The organism is Sedimentibacter sp., assembly GCF_032080165.1.
Classification (GTDB): Bacteria; Bacillota; Clostridia; order Tissierellales; family Sedimentibacteraceae; genus Sedimentibacter.
The window spans coordinates 266,470-284,753 of the sequence record NZ_DAMASY010000001.1; the positions used below are offsets into that span (position 1 = coordinate 266,470).

The 18,284-nt window shown below is 37.0% G+C and carries 18 protein-coding genes and 1 pseudogene; 16 read left to right on the top strand and 3 right to left on the bottom strand.

The genetic code is table 11. The annotated features are described in order from the left end of the window. The first annotated feature begins 2 nt into the window (after positions 1 to 2). From RT412_RS01215 to RT412_RS01235, 5 genes are all read left to right on the top strand, one after another. A complete protein-coding gene (locus RT412_RS01215; protein ID WP_313339487.1) occupies positions 3 to 1,715 on the top strand; it encodes a phospho-sugar mutase in 1,713 nt (570 codons plus the stop codon). Positions 1,716 to 1,747: 32 nt separating this feature from the next. Further along, a complete protein-coding gene (locus RT412_RS01220; protein ID WP_313339489.1) occupies positions 1,748 to 3,241 on the top strand; it encodes an S-layer homology domain-containing protein in 1,494 nt (497 codons plus the stop codon). 24 nt (positions 3,242 to 3,265) lie between these two features. Continuing rightward, positions 3,266 to 5,794, top strand: coding sequence for a LuxR C-terminal-related transcriptional regulator (locus tag RT412_RS01225; RefSeq protein WP_313370034.1), 2,529 nt, complete (start codon positions 3,266 to 3,268; stop codon positions 5,792 to 5,794). Positions 5,795 to 5,870: 76 nt separating this feature from the next. Further along, the gene (locus tag RT412_RS01230; protein ID WP_313339495.1) at positions 5,871 to 6,440 is read left to right on the top strand and encodes a hypothetical protein; all 570 of its coding nucleotides are present in this window, start codon (positions 5,871 to 5,873) and stop codon (positions 6,438 to 6,440) included. A 332-nt stretch (positions 6,441 to 6,772) separates the two neighbouring features. After that, positions 6,773 to 8,929 (top strand): S-layer homology domain-containing protein, encoded by a 2,157-nt coding sequence (locus tag RT412_RS01235; protein WP_313339497.1) that lies wholly within the window; start codon positions 6,773 to 6,775, stop codon positions 8,927 to 8,929. A gap of 63 nt (positions 8,930 to 8,992) precedes the next feature. Here RT412_RS01235 and RT412_RS01240 read toward each other — a convergent pair whose 3' ends face one another. After that, a complete protein-coding gene (locus RT412_RS01240) occupies positions 8,993 to 10,018 on the bottom strand; it encodes a M23 family metallopeptidase (protein ID WP_313339500.1) in 1,026 nt (341 codons plus the stop codon). 187 nt (positions 10,019 to 10,205) lie between these two features. Here RT412_RS01240 and RT412_RS01245 point away from each other — a divergent pair, with 187 nt between their 5' ends. The 5 genes from RT412_RS01245 to rpsR all read left to right on the top strand — a co-directional run bounded on the left by RT412_RS01245 (position 10,206) and on the right by rpsR (position 12,410). Continuing rightward, positions 10,206 to 10,994 (top strand): MBL fold metallo-hydrolase, encoded by a 789-nt coding sequence (locus RT412_RS01245; RefSeq protein WP_313339502.1) that lies wholly within the window; start codon positions 10,206 to 10,208, stop codon positions 10,992 to 10,994. Between the two features lie 78 nt (positions 10,995 to 11,072). Further along, the gene (locus RT412_RS01250; protein ID WP_313339504.1) at positions 11,073 to 11,228 is read left to right on the top strand and encodes a CxxH/CxxC protein; all 156 of its coding nucleotides are present in this window, start codon (positions 11,073 to 11,075) and stop codon (positions 11,226 to 11,228) included. A 110-nt stretch (positions 11,229 to 11,338) separates the two neighbouring features. Further along, the gene (rpsF, locus tag RT412_RS01255) at positions 11,339 to 11,629 is read left to right on the top strand and encodes a 30S ribosomal protein S6 (protein ID WP_179236880.1); all 291 of its coding nucleotides are present in this window, start codon (positions 11,339 to 11,341) and stop codon (positions 11,627 to 11,629) included. 19 nt (positions 11,630 to 11,648) lie between these two features. After that, positions 11,649 to 12,107, top strand: coding sequence for a single-stranded DNA-binding protein (locus tag RT412_RS01260; RefSeq protein ID WP_313339507.1), 459 nt, complete (start codon positions 11,649 to 11,651; stop codon positions 12,105 to 12,107). A 78-nt stretch (positions 12,108 to 12,185) separates the two neighbouring features. After that, the gene (rpsR, locus tag RT412_RS01265; RefSeq protein ID WP_179237141.1) at positions 12,186 to 12,410 is read left to right on the top strand and encodes a 30S ribosomal protein S18; all 225 of its coding nucleotides are present in this window, start codon (positions 12,186 to 12,188) and stop codon (positions 12,408 to 12,410) included. Positions 12,411 to 12,527: 117 nt separating this feature from the next. Here rpsR and RT412_RS01270 read toward each other — a convergent pair whose 3' ends face one another. Together RT412_RS01270 and spoIID are read right to left on the bottom strand one after the other, a co-directional pair. Then, positions 12,528 to 12,869, bottom strand: a complete 342-nt coding sequence (locus tag RT412_RS01270) for a HesB-like protein (RefSeq protein WP_313339509.1) — start codon at positions 12,867 to 12,869, stop codon at positions 12,528 to 12,530. A gap of 89 nt (positions 12,870 to 12,958) precedes the next feature. Continuing rightward, positions 12,959 to 14,008: a stage II sporulation protein D gene (gene spoIID / locus RT412_RS01275; protein WP_313339510.1), complete on the bottom strand. Its 1,050-nt coding sequence runs from the start codon at positions 14,006 to 14,008 to the stop codon at positions 12,959 to 12,961. A 135-nt stretch (positions 14,009 to 14,143) separates the two neighbouring features. Here spoIID and RT412_RS01280 point away from each other — a divergent pair, with 135 nt between their 5' ends. The 6 genes and pseudogenes from RT412_RS01280 (at position 14,144) to RT412_RS01305 (ending at position 18,186) form a co-directional block, all read left to right on the top strand. Further along, positions 14,144 to 14,842, top strand: coding sequence for a M23 family metallopeptidase (locus RT412_RS01280; protein WP_313339512.1), 699 nt, complete (start codon positions 14,144 to 14,146; stop codon positions 14,840 to 14,842). A 74-nt stretch (positions 14,843 to 14,916) separates the two neighbouring features. Continuing rightward, positions 14,917 to 15,192: a sporulation transcriptional regulator SpoIIID gene (gene spoIIID, locus RT412_RS01285; protein WP_313339515.1), complete on the top strand. Its 276-nt coding sequence runs from the start codon at positions 14,917 to 14,919 to the stop codon at positions 15,190 to 15,192. 528 nt (positions 15,193 to 15,720) lie between these two features. Continuing rightward, positions 15,721 to 15,966: pseudogene (locus tag RT412_RS01290) on the top strand (hypothetical protein); the annotation flags it as partial. A gap of 146 nt (positions 15,967 to 16,112) precedes the next feature. Further along, positions 16,113 to 16,427, top strand: a complete 315-nt coding sequence (locus RT412_RS01295; protein ID WP_313339517.1) for a CC/Se motif family (seleno)protein — start codon at positions 16,113 to 16,115, stop codon at positions 16,425 to 16,427. A gap of 12 nt (positions 16,428 to 16,439) precedes the next feature. Next, positions 16,440 to 17,369 (top strand): D-2-hydroxyacid dehydrogenase, encoded by a 930-nt coding sequence (locus RT412_RS01300; protein ID WP_313339519.1) that lies wholly within the window; start codon positions 16,440 to 16,442, stop codon positions 17,367 to 17,369. 121 nt (positions 17,370 to 17,490) lie between these two features. Then, a complete protein-coding gene (locus RT412_RS01305; protein WP_313339521.1) occupies positions 17,491 to 18,186 on the top strand; it encodes a redoxin domain-containing protein in 696 nt (231 codons plus the stop codon). The last annotated feature ends 98 nt before the right edge of the window (positions 18,187 to 18,284 follow it).

Below are 18,284 nucleotides of genomic sequence, written 5' to 3' on the forward strand. Positions count from 1 at the left end.
TTATGAGTAAGGAAAAGTATGAAATGTGGCTTGACAGTCCGTATGTTGATAATATATTAAAAGAAGAATTAAAATTAATTGAAAATGACGACCATGAAATTGAAGATAGATTTTATAAGGAATTAGAATTTGGGACCGGTGGCATGAGAGGAAAAATCGGTGCCGGCTCCAATAGAATTAACATAGTTACCGTTGCAAAAGCAACACAAGGAATCAGCAGCTTTTTAAAAGAAAAATATACAGATGAAGAAATAAGTTCCGTAATTGCATACGACTCAAGGTATATGTCAAAGGAATTTGCGGAAAAGGCAGCTTGTGTATTTGCGGCAAACAATATTAAAGTATATTTGTTTGAAAGCTTGAGACCCACACCTGAATTATCATATGCAGTCAGATATTTTAAATGCAAAGTCGGTGTCGTTATAACAGCAAGTCACAATCCATCAGATTACAACGGATACAAGGTTTATGACCAATACGGGGGACAAGTAGTTCAAGATGCTGATGCTATTGTAAGCAGCATTAAAAAAGTTATGCTAAAAGATGTAATTTGTTCTGACCTTGAAAATAACGAAAAGATTATATTAATAGGAAATAATGTAGATACATCATATATTAATGAAATAAAAAAATTAAGTTTAAATTGCGATGTTGATAAAGATACTAAGGTAGTATACACTCCTCTTCACGGAACCGGCAATATGTTAGTAAGAAGAGTTCTTGAAGAACTTGGATATAAAAATATTTTTGTTGTTAAGGAACAGGAAAATCCGGACCCTGAATTTTCAACCGTAAAATCTCCAAATCCGGAAGAAATCAGTTCGTTTGAAATGGCCATTAAAAGAGCAATCGAACTAAATGCAGATATTATTTTAGGAACTGATCCTGACTGCGACAGAGTCGGTCTTGTTGTAAAAAACCACGAAGGTGAATATGTGCCGCTTAACGGTAATCAAACCGGAGCGCTTTTAATGAATTACGTTCTAAGTTCATTAAAAGAAAAAAATAAGCTTCCTGACAACGGTGCTATTGTCAACACAATAGTAACAAGTGAAATAGGAAGAGCAATAGCGGAAAAATACAACGTGTCAACATTTAATACGTTGACAGGTTTTAAATATATAGCAGAATTAATGCAAAATTTTGAAGAAACAAAAAAATATAGCTTTTTATTCGGATATGAAGAAAGCTATGGATATCTTGCAGGAACATTTGTAAGAGATAAGGATGCAGTAATTGCATCTATGCTCATTTGTGAAATGTCTGCATATTATAAGACAAAAGGGAAAATACTATTAGATATACTTCAGGATATATACGAAGAACACGGATATTACGTAGAAGAAACAATATCACTGAGCTTTACGGGCCTTACCGGTCTGAATAAAATGAGATCCATTATGGATGATTTCAGAGAAAATAAGCTCAGAATATTGGCGGGCAAGAATATACCATATTTTTACGATTATAAATTAGGTATAGTTCTAAATCTTACAAACGGAAACGTTGAAAAGTTAAATTACCCAAAATCAGATGTATTGAAGTTTTTATTTGAAGACGGCTCATGGATGGTGCTTAGACCATCAGGAACAGAGCCGAAGCTGAAAATTTATTTTTCAATAAAGGGTGTAAACAAGATTGATTCTATGAATGTTTTAAAAAGTGTAAAAGCAGAAGTGTTAAACCTAATTGACCGAGTACAGATTCACAGCTAAGAGGTTTAAATCAAAATCAGGGAGGCAGAAATATGAAAATATTAAAAAATGCCCGAAAAATAATTTTGATAATATTCGTTTTAGTGTTAATATTAAACACATTCGTATATGCCGATTATAATCCACCACGCGAAGAATTAGAAAAAATGATTGATGAAGTTGCCTTAAAAAGAGGGATACCTTCGGTTATTTTGAAATCAATAGCAAGAGTGGAATCGGTTTATGAGCATTTTAATAAAGACGGAAGTCCCAAAATATCAGGTACAAGTATCGGATTAATGCAAATAAACAACAGATACGGCGGATATGATACAAACAAGCTGAAATATGACATTATATACAATATTGAGGCAGGTGCAGATGTTCTTCTTAATAAATGGAGCATGAGTTCATATCAGAGCGTATCATGTGTTGGTAATATGGACCCCAACATATTAGAAAATTGGTATTTTGCTCTTTGGGCATACAATGGCTGGGCACAAAGCAACAATCCGAATATGTTGTCGTCCTATGCAAAAAAATACACATACCAGCAATTAATATACGACATTGCAAAAAAAGAATATGGACAAACAATAAATAACATTGATTTCTCGTATTTACCAAGTACCGGAAAACCCAGCAGATCATTAGTAGTTCCTACTCCTGCATATACAAATTCGGGAAACATTGTGTTATATGAAAAGGGAGACTACGTCCGCACTGACGGTGTGAGAGATGTATATCAGCTAAGAGACGTACCGGCAGGCAGATATATCCATGATATTGCAATTAACAGCTTAGCTGTTATTGATGAAGGACCGGTATTACAAAACGGATACTATTGGTACAAGGTAATAGTTAACGATGATAAAAGCGGCTGGATAGAAAGAAACTGGCTTACCCGTACCGGTGACACCGAGCACGGCAGGTATGTATTCGAAGACATAGCGTACCATTGGGCAAGAAAATTAATTATGGACCTTTACCATGAAGGCATCGTAAGTGAAGCAGCAAATTTCTATCCTGAAAATCTGATAACCAAAGAAGAGTTTTTAATTTTAGTCAGCAAGTCATTGGACAAATTTGATGAATTTAATCAAAAAAATAATGTGGCAGAAGATGAAGAAATAATCGGAACTGAAAAAATCATAGGAAATGAAGAATCGACAATTTTCGAAAACGGTGAATTACCATTTACAGACGCTCAGGACATAAATCCATGGGCAACAGAATATATTCAGGATTTAGCAAACTATGGGCTCTTAAACAATTACGAATATGAATTAAAGCCCTTAGATACCATAACAAGAAAAGAAGCCGCATGTATAATAGACGGCATATTTACAGACGACAATGAATACAAGGATTTAGACATCCATTCTATTTTCAAGGATTTAACTTCATTGAGTGACAATGAGGTCAAAGCAATTAAAACAGCATACATTAACGGCGCCATATCCGGCAAGAGCTCAGGAGTTTTCAGTCCCGATGATTATCTGACGAGGGCAGAAGCGACAGCGATAATGGTTAAAATTTTACCGTAGTTCATCCTACGGTTTTTTTATTGCTTGAAATTTTTTCCTGTTATAAATATAATAGAAGAAAATAAAATACGCATTAAGCTCAAAAATGCACAAGGGGGATATATGGCAAGAATCAAGCAGGTCAAACCCGAAACACTGTTTTTTCCCAAGAGAATCATGGAACGTATGAACTCCGTCAAATCATATCCGCTTACGCTGATAGAAGCGCCCTCCGGATTTGGAAAGACAACATCTCTGAGATATTTTTTTGATACGCATGTTCCGGAGACGGCACTGGTTATATGGCGCACTTTTTCACCGGAATCACCAAACGCTTCATGGAAATCCTTCTGTACCTCAGTAGGTGTTTTTGATACGAATGCTGCCGAACGACTGTTGTCAACAGGAACACCAAATGCAGATAACCTTTCGGAAATAAGAGAAATTTTCAGACAAATTTGTTGTCCGGATGAAACTTACCTTGTGTTAGATGACTTTGCTGCATGGAAACTTGAAAGCAACGGTATGTTTCTGTCCGCACTTTCGGAGCATGGAGGCAGAGGACTGCACATTGTTGCCGCTTCACAGGTTCTGACCGAGGATGCACATAGAAGTATGCTGCCCAGTGCCCGCTTTTTTTTGCTTCAGGAATCCGTATTGGCATTTTCCCTTGATGATATTGATGCATACTATCGAAGTGCGGGTATTTCCCTGACATATGTACAGCTTGAGGAAGTGAAGCAAATTACAGGTGGATGGGTCATGGCGCTTTATCTGCAGCTTTTGTCCCTGATTGAAACCGGTAATTTTGAGAAAGGCAGCATGCAGAATCTTATACACAATGCTCTGTGGAGCCGTCTGAAATTTAAAGAACGGGAATTTCTCATGGCAGTTTCAATTTTTCCTCGATTTTCTCTTACACAGGCGGTGGCTCTTTCCGGCATGAGTGCCGCAGAAACGGAGCAGTTCCTGCGTGAAAAGAGAGTATTTATAAACCATGACAGAGAAGTAAGACGCTTTTATCTGCACGCACTGTTCCGGAACTTTCTTACGGACCAATTTGTGCTTCTCTCGGACGAAAAACAAAAATCCATCTATCTGACCGGAGGCGATCTGGCTGAGCAGGCAGGCGACAGGGTAAACACTCTTCGCTTTTACTATCTTTCAGGAGAGTGGGAGAGGCTTTTGGCTCTGCCACTGACAAGCTACGAAATTGCAGATGTGGTGGACGAGCACACTAAGCCAATGATACTGGATATCATGGAAAACACTCCCTTTGAAATAAAAAAGAAATATCCGTCATCCATGGTTCCGTTGGCTTTTACACTGTTTTTCCTGAATGAAAATCAAAGGCTGCTGAGCTTTAAGGAGGAAATTCTTAAAGTAATCGAACAGAGCAATCTGCCAGATGCTCAAAAAAATGCCTTGTCAGGTGAAATGGAGCTGCTCCTGTCATTTTTGGAATACAATCGCATCGACGATATGAGCAAAAAGCACCGCAAAGCTCTGGACCTGCTGGGAGGTCCCGCAACCCTTATAAATGTAAAAAGCACATGGACCTTCGGCTCTCCTTCGGTGCTGTATATGTTTTGGAGAGAAAGCGGAAGTCTTGACGAGGAGCTTATACAGATGGAAGAATGCATGCCCGTATATTATACATTGACCTCCGGACATGGCAGCGGTGCCGAAATCATAATGCGCGCAGAGGCATATCTGTTGCGGGGCGAAATTGATCAGGCCGAAATATTATGCCATAAGGCAATGTTCACTGCCGACAGTAAGCGTCAGAACAGTATATATCAGTGCGGTATTTTTCTTTTAGCACGTATCGCAATTATGCGGGGAGACGAGAGCATGCTGCAGAATGCCCTGAATTCTCTTGAAGAACGCTCACGACAGAACACCGAGGACCTGTGCCGTTACACACTGGATTTAGCTAAGGGTTTTATTATGGTGCTGTTTGGCAGGGATGGGGAAATTTCTCCATGGCTTTTGGAAGGCGAAATAAATGATAAGCGTCTCGTTATTATGACGCAGCCCTTCGCCCTCATAATTTACGGCAGGATTTTACTCGGTCGCGGCGAATATCAGAAGCTGTTGGGAGTAAGTGAATTCGGGTTAGGTATATCCGGTATTTTTCCGAATCTGCTGCCGCAGGTATACATAAAGCTGTACAGGGCACAGACCTTTGAAGCATTGGGAATACACACACAGGCAATCGAGGCAATGAACGGTGCACTTGATATAGCAGTGCCTGACGGCATCCTGCTGCCCTTTGCTGAAAACTACGAAGGAATTAAAAAGCTGCTCCCAGATGCCAATTGTGACGACAGCACTCTTAAAAAAATCAGAAATCTTTATGAAACTCTTGCACATGGGATTGATGCTTTCGGACGCAAAAAACTTACATTCCGGGAAAAAGAAATTCTGGAGTTTCTAAAAAAAGATATGACCAACAAAGAAATTGCAGAACGCATGCATCTTTCGCCCAACACCGTACGCAACGTAATAAGCAGTATGCTGGAGAAGTACGATTTTAACTCCAGAGAACAGCTCAAAGCATTACCTGAATAAAAAGCAAAATAAAAGTACATTGTACCATATGAAAAATTAATTCCGCACCCTACAATAAACGTAGGGTGTATTTTTTATGAATTTGACTGCAATATTTAATCCTAAAGGAGGAATATTTATGACAATGTCCATGATTGTATTTGCAGTACCTTTTGACGAACATCGGCTGGCTGTCGAATTCAGCGGCGGCAGCTTTCTGATTCTGGATATGCGTCATCGTATGCAGACCACACGCCACTACAACCTGAGCGAGCCGTTGATATTTCGCGGCGCATACACTGACGGATCCAAAATTATATTTGACCCGGATTCGGTATTCATTCCGGATATTTTTCCTCAGGAGGCAGTGAACATGGCTCTGAGGGCATTACCCTTCGATGTCATATCCTTCATGAAGGTGCGGCCGGAAAGAAACAGACGTATACGGCTGGAAATGGCAACCGGAAGCGTCATGATTCTCAATATGGAGAATCATGTAGGTACCGAACGATACAGCCTGCTAAATGACCATGATATGTTCATGTCCGTACGGGCAGACAGAGAAAGCTTAATTTTCGGTACCGCCGCACAGGACAACGTGCTGCGAATCGACGAGGATGAATTGATACATCTCATGCTGTCAATTCCCTCCGGACTCTCATTGTGAGCACCGCTCGTGTCATTGCTATGAATAAACAAAAATCGTCCGCTATGTCATTCCGAGCGTCAGTGAGGAATCTCATCCTTTGAAGTGCTGAGATCCCCAGTTTCATTCACCAATGTATTTACTCCCTTTGGTCGTATACATCGGGAATTCGTTGCGAATGACCTTCTCAGAAAAAAGACTCTGAGAAATAGGGTTAGGGCAAATTTCGCTATCGCTCAGGATGACGACTACAGACTCATTCGTTCGTCGTGTTGTGGCTGACATGTGAAAATTACGAGACCAGAGAATCTCAGGTTTTATTAAAAACAAAATTATAAGGAGGAAGTATTTATATGATTAAAACAAAAAAGCGAATTTGCTTAATACTGGTTGTATGCATGATTGCATCAATGCTGCCGGTGACGGCGTATGCCAGAACAGATACAGTTATTCCAAGTAATGCATCTGATGTGGAGAGTGCACTCAGAGAGAATATACCAAAGACAATTGAAATTAACGGCTCTTTTACATTGAATAACGAGGTAATCATTGGTGCAAATCATACTCTGTCAATTTCTTCAGGCAGTGCAATATACCTTGCAGGTTCCTGTAAATTAAACATACCTGCAGAAAATGATCTGACAGTCAACGGAGGCGGAAAATTAGTTTGCCATGACACCTCAAGCAACACTATTTCAGTGGAGGGCAATTTAAATCTCAACGGTATTGATTTTGAAGTATACAGCTATGGAAACCAAATCCAATCCAATGGTAAATTGACAGCGACGGATTGTAATATTAAAATCGCGAATACATCGGAACTGGGTATTATCTCATTTGGAGAACTGAAAATTACAGGTGGAAGCTTGGATATCGGAAATATAGGTGATTATACAACCGGAGTCTTTTCATTTTCCGACAGTCCAATATCAATATCGGATTGTGAAGTGGAATTGAATAGTAAGGGCAAGAATGTAACTGCTATTCAAGGAAATATGTATGTAAAGGATAGTAAAGTTTATATTAAAATTGACGGCGACTATAATTCCGAAGGAATATACTATAGCGAGAAACTGATTTTCGACAACAGTACCGTGTCAGTAACTAATAAATTTCAGTCAACAGGTATCCATAGTTATGGAGGGTATGGAGAGGCTTCGGAATTTAAAATCATAAATGGGAGCAAAGTTCAAGTGGAACATAAAGGCTCAGGAACTGGTATATTCATCTCCCCTATAACGATCGCACCTACGTCACTTATAATAGACGATTCCGTTTTAGAGTTTTACCCTGGTGGTGTTTGTGCGCTTGGTCTTAACAATGATGCAGAGATACAAGGGGACAATTATGGAAAGATTATTTTTCACGAAGGCAGTGAGGTATACGGTGTTCCGAATAAGATAAGGGACAGGGATGTAATCGTCGTCACTTCAAAAATCATAACCGTAGGATCTTCATCGGCTCCTGCCGCAAATAATGCAATTTCCGAAGGAACATATATTTGGAATAGTACACATTTCAGCAATACCACAATTGTTCCGACGGACATTAGCTTCACTGCAGTACAGACAGGAGGAGCAAGCGGTACAGCAGATTCAACAGGAATTAAAATTACCTTCAGTGAGGATGTTACAGGACTTACAGAAGATAAGATAAGTATTGCAGATGGTACAGGAGCAGCTGTAAAGGGAACACTTAGCGGCTCGGGAAGTAACTATACAATATCCTTGATATCTGTAACTGCTGAGGGAACAATTAATTTTAGCATTGCAGACTTCGGAATTTATAGAGTTACAACACCTGTCCGGACTGTGAATGTATATAAAAACACTGCAGGCACAAAGCCGGACAAGGATGACGATGATGACGATGATCCGGTTAAGCCGACAGTACCTTCAACACCTGCAGCACCTGCAGCACCGACAGAGCCTCCGAAAAGCGAAAGTAAGACTGTTGAAGAAATATTGAGAGATGTGAGCAGCCATTGGGCTGTCGACAGCATCCAAATTGTATATGGCAGAGGCATAATGACGGGAACATCATCGGAGCAATTCTCTCCTGATGCACATATGAACAGAGGTATGCTTATTACGGCGCTGGGACGTATTGCAGGGATAAATGCATTTGATTTTACATCGTGCAGCTTCGATGATGTGGATGCGTCATCATATTACGCACCATATGCTGAGTGGAGCTTAATAAGCAATATAACAAGGGGAACGGGCAGTAACAATTTCTCACCTGACAATCCTGTAACGAGAGAAGAGCTTGCCGTAATTTTGGTAAACTTTGCACAAGCCATGGGATACGTACTTCCGTCAGGTGAAGGTTCAAAATCATTTGAGGATGACAGCACCATAAGCCCGTGGGCAAGTGAAGCGATAGAAATACTGAGAAATGCAGGTATAATGAACGGAGACACTGACAATAATTTCAATCCGAAGGCTCCCGCAACAAGAGCGGAAATAGCAGCCGTACTCCAGCGCTTCATAGAGCTTATGGGAATATAACATAACATAAAAAACAGCACACACCCTTTTTTCGGAACGATGTGCTGTTTTTATACTTTGATTTTATTCTACATTATGAAATTTTATATCGTATATTCTTTCCTGCTCATTGATATCTTTATTGTATGTCGTCGCTGACCTGTTTCTGTGCAACAACTTTACGATTCTGTAAACATCTATCCAGATTTCAGCCAAGGCTTCCTTTTGTGATTCATCAAATATGAGCTGCATACCGAAATGAAGGTGAGGGGTATTTATATTGTTTACGTCCTCACGTGTGCTGTAGCCCGTCATACCCAGGTATCCGATAACGTCACCTGCATAGACGATATCTCCTTCCTTAAGCGATTTTACATAGGGATGCCCCTTTCTCAGATGTGCATAGTAATAATATCTCATATTGTCAAGACTTCTGATTCCGATTCTCCAGCCGCCGTATTGATTCCATCCCAATGCTTCTACTCTTCCTGTTTCAACAGCTACAATGGGTGTGCCTACGGAGCCGATTAAGTCATTGCCTAAATGAACTCTCCTGAAGCCGTAGCTTCTCGAATTTCCGAAGTCATCGTAATGACCATAGCTGTAGCCGGCAGCTATGGGTGAAAATACCTTGAGACCGTATTTTTTAACCCATACTTTTTTGCTGGGGTCATTTTCATCCTTGACCTGAATTTCGTATGGACCGACGAAGTTACCCAACACTGCTGAATACGCTTCATAATAATAGTCGTAATGCTTTAAATCCTTGGTCAGACTTTCTATGCTTTCGCCGCTTTTTAGTTTGTTTATGAGATTGTCCATGTCCTTTGCTTTGTATCTGGCAAAATTACCTCCATACCTTGTACCGAGATATGCCAATATTTCAACCCAATTTAATTTTACTTCCTCATCTATGCTGTTTATGTCTGCCTTTAATGCCTTATCCATTGCCTCGTATGATACTCTGAAATCAACCCATTTAATAAAATCATTCTCTTCATCGGCTGAAACTAACTGTGCGGAGTCATATAGTGTATTAAAAGCAATTCCTAATATTAAAATAAAAGCAGTAAATATAAATAATGATTTAAATTTCAATTTAATAATCATAATATATCCTTTTAAAATAATGTTCTCATTTACATTTATATGATTATCTAATTTGTTATATGATTAAAATGTCTGAGTAATGGGCAAACCCATATATTAATGAATAAAATTATTTGTAAACTTCAATTAATTGTGATAGTATATATTGAATTAGTTCAATGTCTGAGGTACATAAGGGGAGGACAAGGTGAGGTTAAAATTTTGTTCATTATACAGCGGAAGCAGTGGCAACTGCCAATACATAAAAACTGAAAACACTACAATCCTTGTTGATGCCGGCTTAAGCGGAAAAAAGATTCAGCAGGAAATAGTTAATATTGGAGAGGACCCTAAAAATATTGACGCTATTTTCGTTACCCATGAACATATAGACCATGTTCAGGGAGCAGGTATAATGTCAAGGCGTTTAAATGTGCCTATTTATGCTAATGAAAAAACCTGGGAAGCAATGCTTCCGCTAATAGGTGAAATAAAATCACACAATATAAAAATTTTAGAGGAATGTCAGGAAGTCGGTGATTTAACGATAATGCCCTTTGACATATCCCATGATGCGGCTCATCCTGTTGGCTACAATATATTTTATAACAGCAGAAAAATCAGCTTAGTAACCGATACCGGTTGTGTAAATGAAGTAATTGTTAATAGACTGATGGATTCGGATTTAATGTTAGTTGAATCAAATCACGATGAGGACATGGTACTCATCGGTCCTTATCCATGGCCTTTAAAAAGAAGAGTATTGGGAGATTTTGGGCATATGTCCAACGATACTGCCGGAAATTTAATTTCAAGGGTGGTAAAAAAAGGAAAAGAAATAGTTCTCCTCGGCCACTTAAGCAAAGAAAATAATTTTCCTCAATTAGCATATAAAACAGTAGAAAATATACTGAAGGAAAACAGAATAGAAGTAAATCCCGGAATTTTGCTCGATATGACTTATAGGGATAAATCAAGCAGGGTATATGAAATATAACTAAATTAAGAGACTGACACCAAATTAAAATTTGGGTCATCTGCTTAATTTTTTCAATGCCCTTATTGAGGTGAAAAAATGGAAGATATAATTATATACGCATGCAGAGAGCATGCTGAAATTGCAATAGACGATTTTGTAAATGACGTGGAAGCAGCGCCGCAAATAACAGCAGTTGACAATGAAATGTGCAGTTATTGTAATGAAAAAGCTGAATATGAAATAAGGAAATAAACATTTTGTAAAAAAATGCTTGTATTAGATATGGCTAAGTGCTATAATGTTTACGCTATCCTTGCTCCTGTGCAAGTAGGAGCCGAAAGTCCAAAGGGAGGTGACTCAGAATGAGAAAATACGAAGGTGCTTTTATCTTACTATCTAATTTAGAAGAAGATGTAAGAAATGCAGAAATTGAAAAAGTAAAAAACATAATAACTGAAAGACAAGGTACTATAGAAAAAGTCAATGAGTGGGGTCAAAGAAGACTTGCTTATGAAATTGACAAAAAAAGAGAAGGTTACTATGTATTTATTGAATTTACTGCAGGAGCAGATGCTGTTAATGAAATAGACAGAATTTGTAAAATCAGCGACAACTTTGTTAGACACATGATCACTGTAGATGAATCAAATTAATAAAAAAAGAGGATAAGATATGAATAGTGTTGTATTAATTGGAAGATTAGCCAGAGATCCGGAGCTAAGATTCATACCTTCTTCAGGTATGGCTGTAACAAGATTGACATTAGCGATAGACAAGGAATTATTTGGTGAAAAAAAGCAACAAGCAATAAGCCAAGGTAAACCTACAGCGGATTTTATTAACGTAACTGTTTTTGGAAAGCAGGCAGAAAACTGTGCAAACTATCTTGCAAAAGGCAGAGAGTGCGCGGTTCACGGCAGAATTTCGACAGGAAGTTATACTACACAAACAGGCGAGAAAAGATATACAACAGATATTATAGCAGATAGAGTAGAATTTATCGGAGGCGGAAAAGGTCAATCATCACCGCAAGGAAAACCCGTTCAACCGGATAGCAGCTTTTTCGGAGATTTTCCTGATGAAGACAATGATATTTTCCAACCGGTAGATGATGAAGATATCCCATTTTAGCAGAAATTAAATATCCGGGAAGGAGGAAATCAAGTGAGTTCAAGACAAGGATACGATAAAGGTGACAAGAATGACAGAATGGGTCAAAAAAGAAGACCTCGTAAAAAAGTTTGTCAATTCTGTCAGGAAAAGACTACACATATAGATTATAAGGACCTTGGAAGGTTAAAAAAATATACGACTGAAAGAGGTAAAATATTACCAAGAAGAATTACGGGTGCTTGCGCTAAGCATCAAAGAATGGTAACGAGAGCTATAAAAAGAGCAAGAACTATTGCTTTACTACCATACGTAGCAGACTAATAAATAAGCAGATGACCCAAATCTCTGATTTGGTGTCAGTCGTTTATACTGTAAGTGAAATTAAAATAAATAATTAAACATAAAAGGATTTGTGCGATTGCACAAATCCTTTTATGTTTAATGACCGCCGCATCCGGTACATCCACCGCATCCACCGTTGCTGCCTCTTGATGCCGGTTGAACTATCGGTTTAAGGCCTACGCCCTGACCATCATTTTCTTCGTTTGAAACTATTATAAAACCGCCGAATTCCTTATTTATCGCTTTACTGACTATAAAATTTATGTCATTAATTGTATCTATATCATCATCATCGGCTGCTTCTCCCGGATAAACTCCAAAAATAGGACCGTTGCAACCATATCTATCTAAATCAATTCTTATATTATAAGATTCAACATCAGCTTCATCCAACATTTCCTTGAATTCTTTATAGGCCGTTTCGTTTATAAAAATCATCACATTATCCTTTCTAAAGTCAATTTTTATAAACTAATAATAACATATTGTCATTCTCAGCGCAAGCGAATGCTTTTTGTCATCCCACCTTACCTCATACTGACAATCTCAACTCCTGTATAATAATGCTTCAAAATCTCCTTATAGTTGTAACCTTCATCAGCCATTCCTTCAGCACCCCATTGACTCATACCAACACCATGACCATATCCTGTAGTTACAATTTCTATTTCATTTCCTGATTGTATAAAACTGAAATTAGTAGAGTTCAAATTAAAAAGAGATCTGATTTCACGACCTGATATTTCAGTATTATCTATAAGAATTGTTTTAATTTTACCCCCTTCACTTACTTCTCCAAGTACAAATTTTTCACCTAAGTTATTTCTTGAAATATTTATGTCACCATATACAGATTTTATTTTACTTATAAAATCGTCTACATTCAGCTTAATTGAACCGTGCATACGAGGTGCTTCGCTTTCATAAGGGCTTTCGACACTCCTTAAGTACGGAACAGATGCTGAAAAAACATCCTCAGAATTTTCGGTTCTTCCTCCGCTGGTAGAATGAAACAACGGCTCAATAATCTTGTTTTCATAGGTTAGTATTTGACCTTTTGTAGACGTAACAGCACTTTCTATTTTCCCCCAATACTGCTCATACCAACCTTCATCATGTAAGGCAATTAAATCATCCTTTGAATACCATGCCTGACAATGTACGTCGGTGCAAACAGGCGCATCAGGATGATCAGGATGACCGTTCGGGTATTTTTTTAATCTGTATAATAAGTATGTCCTTGCTGAAACCGCTTGAGCTTTAAGTGCTTCAGAGTTAAATTCCGCAGGCATTTCAGAAGCGACTACACCTTTAATATATTCTTCAAAATCAACGACCATAACTTCTTTCGTTTTTGTATTGTAGACTTTTATAAGCTCAGGTTCTTCAATATTTGATTTTTTTAACGACTCTTCGTTTTTTTTACTTATATTTTGGCTGTTATCATAAATCTTATCCTCTGCCTTAGTTGATGCATTATTTATATTCATTTTACTTTCTAAAAAAGTCAATGATAAATTTGGAATTGCTAAAAGCATTATAAATACAAGTAATGCATAAATCAGACGGTTTAACAAAAAAATCCACCCCTTTATCGTAAGTTTACTATCATACTATGAATAAATTAAATTTTTTAGAACAATTTTGTATTAAATAAAAAAAATGGGACACACTATTTGCAGATAATAAAGAAGCATGTAACGGAGGTTTAAATGAAAAACAGATTAAAAAATGCAAGAATAAAAATGAAAAATTTCTTTATTAGATTAAAACACAAGGACACAAGTTTTTTTATAATTGCCCTTTGCATTGTTTTACTATCAACAGCAATCGTATGGAGATATACTTCAAATTCCGGTAAAGAGAATAACGTAGCAGACAAAAAAGAAGATGAAAACATCGAAGCTAATATGGATCCTCCCCGAGAATATATTGAAGGAATAATCTCAGACTACGAAAATGCTAAAGATAAAGAAGACGAGAAAGACAGTGAAGATTCTAATAATATCAACACAATGAAATTACCGTTAGACGGTGAAGTTATCAGAGAATTTACAATGGATGACCTAATTTATTATGAAGCAATTGGAGAATGGAGAGTACATAGAGGAGTAGATATTAAGCCTAAGGATACCTTGATGATTGAATCTGCATTGGCAGGAACTGTTGAATCAGTCAATACATCAGAAATAATGGGTACGGAAATAATTATAGACCATGGAAATAACATTAAAACACTTTACAGCAATTTAGTAACAGCTTCTGTAAAAGTAGGAGAGCAGGTGCAGCAGGGACAGGTAATAGGAAATGTAGGAAAAATATCAAGCATTGAATCAGCAGATGGAGCACACTTACATTTTGAGTTGCTTGTAGACGGCAAAAATGTTAATCCAATGGACTATATTAAATAGCACAATAAGGTTCTAATAGGACAAAGAAATGCATAAAAATGTAAATAAGACGGTATAGCCAAAGGGGGTTAACAATGAAAGATTACATAGAACGGAGAGCCATGGAGATTGCGGAATATATTATAAGTACTGAATCTACCGTGAGGCAGACGGCGAAAAAGTTCGGCGTGAGCAAAAGCACTGTCCATAAGGATGTAACAGAACGTCTTCCCAAACTGAACCCTCCAGCTGCAAGCGAAGTAAAAAAAGTTTTGCTGAAAAACAAATCTGAAAGGCATATCAGAGGAGGTAAAGCAACTCGCTTAAAATATAAAGAAGCACATGAGCACGAAAAAGTTAGCAATATGTAATTAACCACTTGATGAAAGACACTGACCGCACGGTTGGTGTCTTTTGTAATTTAATAAAAAGGATTAATTTATTAAGAACATACGGTACTGAGACAGGACTAAAAACAGCTTTGGGACATTTTTGGGACAAAAAAGTATTAATTCCATTAATAAAATAAACTATAAAAAAACCTGAAGTAAAGAATTTTTACTTCAAGGTGATTTTAATGCTTTCATCTTTAAAAGAATAGGATTTATATTAATCTATAATAATGCTTTTTTAAACTATTTTGAAATTTTTAATAAAAGTAATTGTTAATTCCTGTCGAAATCCGTATATTATATAAAGTTTAGAAATATATTTTAGTAAATTTTATTTTTAAAAAGTTATTATCCTTATTGTTCGTATATAGTATAATATTTACGAACGATGGCGAAAAAAGGAGCGTTAATATGTCTGATAAAGATAAGGTTTTTGAATTAATGAAAAGTAATAACGGAATTTTAAATGTAGAATTAACAACATATGGTGAAAATGGATTTATTGATTTAGGGAGAAGCGGTATTGCTGATAAATATCAGGATATTGCTCTTTGCTACAGAAGTTTACGGCATAACTTTGATGGAAGGTATGGAGAAAAAGTGTATGAAGGGTTTGATGTCATAATGTTCTTCGATGAGTTAAACATAGTACCGGATTGGAATAAAATCAAATTTTATATTTTAATGGACGAATTATTTTATGATAATGCAGCGGGAAGACTGAACTATCTATATCGTAATATCATGATGTAAAGAATCTTTACCTCATAGTATTTCCAGTGCTTGCAGCCGTTAAAATAAGGGGGAGTTGGTATCTTTTATCGTTAAGATTCTTAGGGTTATTTACAAATCAGTTTAATAATAGTATAATTTAAATAATTCTGAAAAGGAGAAATAGGTTGTCGAGAGATATAACAAATATTATTAAAATTACTGATACAGCAAAAAATTATTTATATAAGAGAAATAAATTAAATGTATGCATTGAATATCCGGAGTACAGAACAGGAAACGATTGTGCTTTTGTGCAGGTGCCTGAGATATTTGCAAAAAAACCAAAAAAGGAAGAAGGATATATTATAATATCTTTAGAAGGAATTACTGTTTTTTTATCAAAGCTTATTAATTTGCCGGACAATGATATTATAATAGATGTAAATTCTTTTTTAGGAATAAAAATATTAACAGTTTCAGGGTTTAATTCAAGAGATTAAGGGGTGAACAATTTGAAGATAGTTATATTGGATGGATACACATTGAACCCCGGAGATTTAAGCTGGGATGGATTAAAGAAGCTTGGAGATGTTACTGTTTATGACAGAACGCCGGCAGAATTTGTTTATGAGAGAATTAAAAATGCGGATATAGTATTTACAAATAAGACACCGTTAAATGAAGAAGTTATTTTAAAGTGTACTGATTTGAAATATATCGGAGTGCTTGCGACCGGTTACAATATTGTTGATGTAAAAGCAGCAAGAGAAAGAAGCATACCCGTGTCAAACATACCTGTATATGGAACGACCGCTGTGGCACAAATGGCAATTGCATTGCTTTTGGAGATTTGTCATCATGCAGGTGCTCATTCGGATTCTGTACATAATGGTGATTGGACGAATAATGCGGATTGGTGCTACTGGAATTATCCTCTTATTGAGCTTGCAGGCAAGACGATGGGAATCATCGGATACGGGAGGATAGGTCAGAATACTGCTAAAATTGCTGAAGCTTTAGGAATGAATGTAATAGCATACGATGGAAATTCTAAATATTCTTCTTTGGATGAGCTTCTTGCCAAGTCAGACGTAATTTTTCTTCACTGCCCGTTATTTCCATCTACCGAGGGGATAATAAATAAAAACACGATAGCGAAGATGAAGGACGGAGTAATAATTATAAATAATTCCCGGGGACAGCTTATCGTAGAGCAGGATCTTGCAGATGCATTAAATTCAGGAAAGGTGTATGCAGCGGGACTTGATGTGGTATCCTCAGAACCGATTAAAGCTGACAACCCTCTTCTTAAAGCAAAAAATTGCATAATAACACCGCATATTTCATGGGCTCCAAAGGAAAGCCGCCTGCGTCTTATGGATTTTGCCATAGAGAACCTTGAAACATTTTTAAAAGGAAAACCGATTAATATAATTAATTAATAGATTGAAGTGACAATAAAGATTCCTTGATTCTTTATTTGTCACTTTTTCTTTTTCATTTTATCTCACTTTATCCATTCGTTTTCATAGTATATAGTATTACTTATTGATGGAGGCAAACATGGGTATAGATAATCAAAATAATATAGATACAGGTTGTATTACTATTGGAAGGATGGCTCCGGATTTTACTACTTTATCAACTGACGGAGTTATAAGATTGTCGCAATTCAGGGGTAAATGGGTGGTGCTGGTAGATGAGCCGGGAAATTTTGCAGCTACTTCAACCTCATCCCTTTTAGCACTTGCTAATAACAATGAAGAATTTGTAAAAAGAAACGTACAGATTTTATGTTTAACAATAGACAACAATTTTGCAAACATAGAGTGGCTTGTAGATATATATAGAACTTACGGAGTTTTTATACCATTTCCGCTTTTGGAGGATAGAAATGCAGATATTGCAAAAAGATATAGTATTGTAAATCCTGACAGAATTTATGAACAAAGTGTAAGAGATGTGTTTATAATAGGTCCCGAAGGAAGGATACGCTGCATATTGACATATCCTAATTCATGTGGTAGAAATACTTATGAAATGTTAAGAATTATAGATTCGCTTCAACTGACTGATGCTTATAATGTTTATACTCCCGCAAATTGGATGCCCGGAGACCCTGTTATGATGCCGACAACTCATTCATTTAGAGAAGCTTTATTAAAATCAATAGGGCAGTCCGGCACTGGTTTAACTTGTAACAATTGGTACAGCTGCTATACGGACTATAATACACTTGGGACTTCTACATTAATTTAACCTTGCAATATATCCGTAACAAAAGATGTCGATTTATATGATATAATGTATTTATTAATGGTGCAAAGGTGTGTGCACCTTTGTTGGACATGTATTCA

Excerpts from the sequence above, each read along its gene's own strand:
- RT412_RS01250 (WP_313339504.1), top strand. The coding sequence starts at position 11,073 with ATGGAAGATATAATTATATACGCATGCAGAGAGCATGCTGAAATTGCA.
- RT412_RS01230 (WP_313339495.1), top strand. The coding sequence starts at position 5,871 with ATGAATTTGACTGCAATATTTAATCCTAAAGGAGGAATATTTATGACA.
- RT412_RS01305 (WP_313339521.1), top strand. The coding sequence starts at position 17,491 with ATGGGTATAGATAATCAAAATAATATAGATACAGGTTGTATTACTATT.
- RT412_RS01260 (WP_313339507.1), top strand. The coding sequence starts at position 11,649 with ATGAATAGTGTTGTATTAATTGGAAGATTAGCCAGAGATCCGGAGCTA.
- RT412_RS01270 (WP_313339509.1), bottom strand. The coding sequence starts at position 12,869 with ATGATTTTTATAAACGAAACGGCCTATAAAGAATTCAAGGAAATGTTG.
- RT412_RS01280 (WP_313339512.1), top strand. The coding sequence starts at position 14,144 with ATGAAAAACAGATTAAAAAATGCAAGAATAAAAATGAAAAATTTCTTT.
- rpsR (WP_179237141.1), top strand. The coding sequence starts at position 12,186 with ATGGGTCAAAAAAGAAGACCTCGTAAAAAAGTTTGTCAATTCTGTCAG.
- spoIIID (WP_313339515.1), top strand. The coding sequence starts at position 14,917 with ATGAAAGATTACATAGAACGGAGAGCCATGGAGATTGCGGAATATATT.
- RT412_RS01235 (WP_313339497.1), top strand. The coding sequence starts at position 6,773 with ATGATTAAAACAAAAAAGCGAATTTGCTTAATACTGGTTGTATGCATG.
- RT412_RS01220 (WP_313339489.1), top strand. The coding sequence starts at position 1,748 with ATGAAAATATTAAAAAATGCCCGAAAAATAATTTTGATAATATTCGTT.
- rpsF (WP_179236880.1), top strand. The coding sequence starts at position 11,339 with ATGAGAAAATACGAAGGTGCTTTTATCTTACTATCTAATTTAGAAGAA.
- RT412_RS01240 (WP_313339500.1), bottom strand. The coding sequence starts at position 10,018 with ATGATTATTAAATTGAAATTTAAATCATTATTTATATTTACTGCTTTT.
- RT412_RS01215 (WP_313339487.1), top strand. The coding sequence starts at position 3 with ATGAGTAAGGAAAAGTATGAAATGTGGCTTGACAGTCCGTATGTTGAT.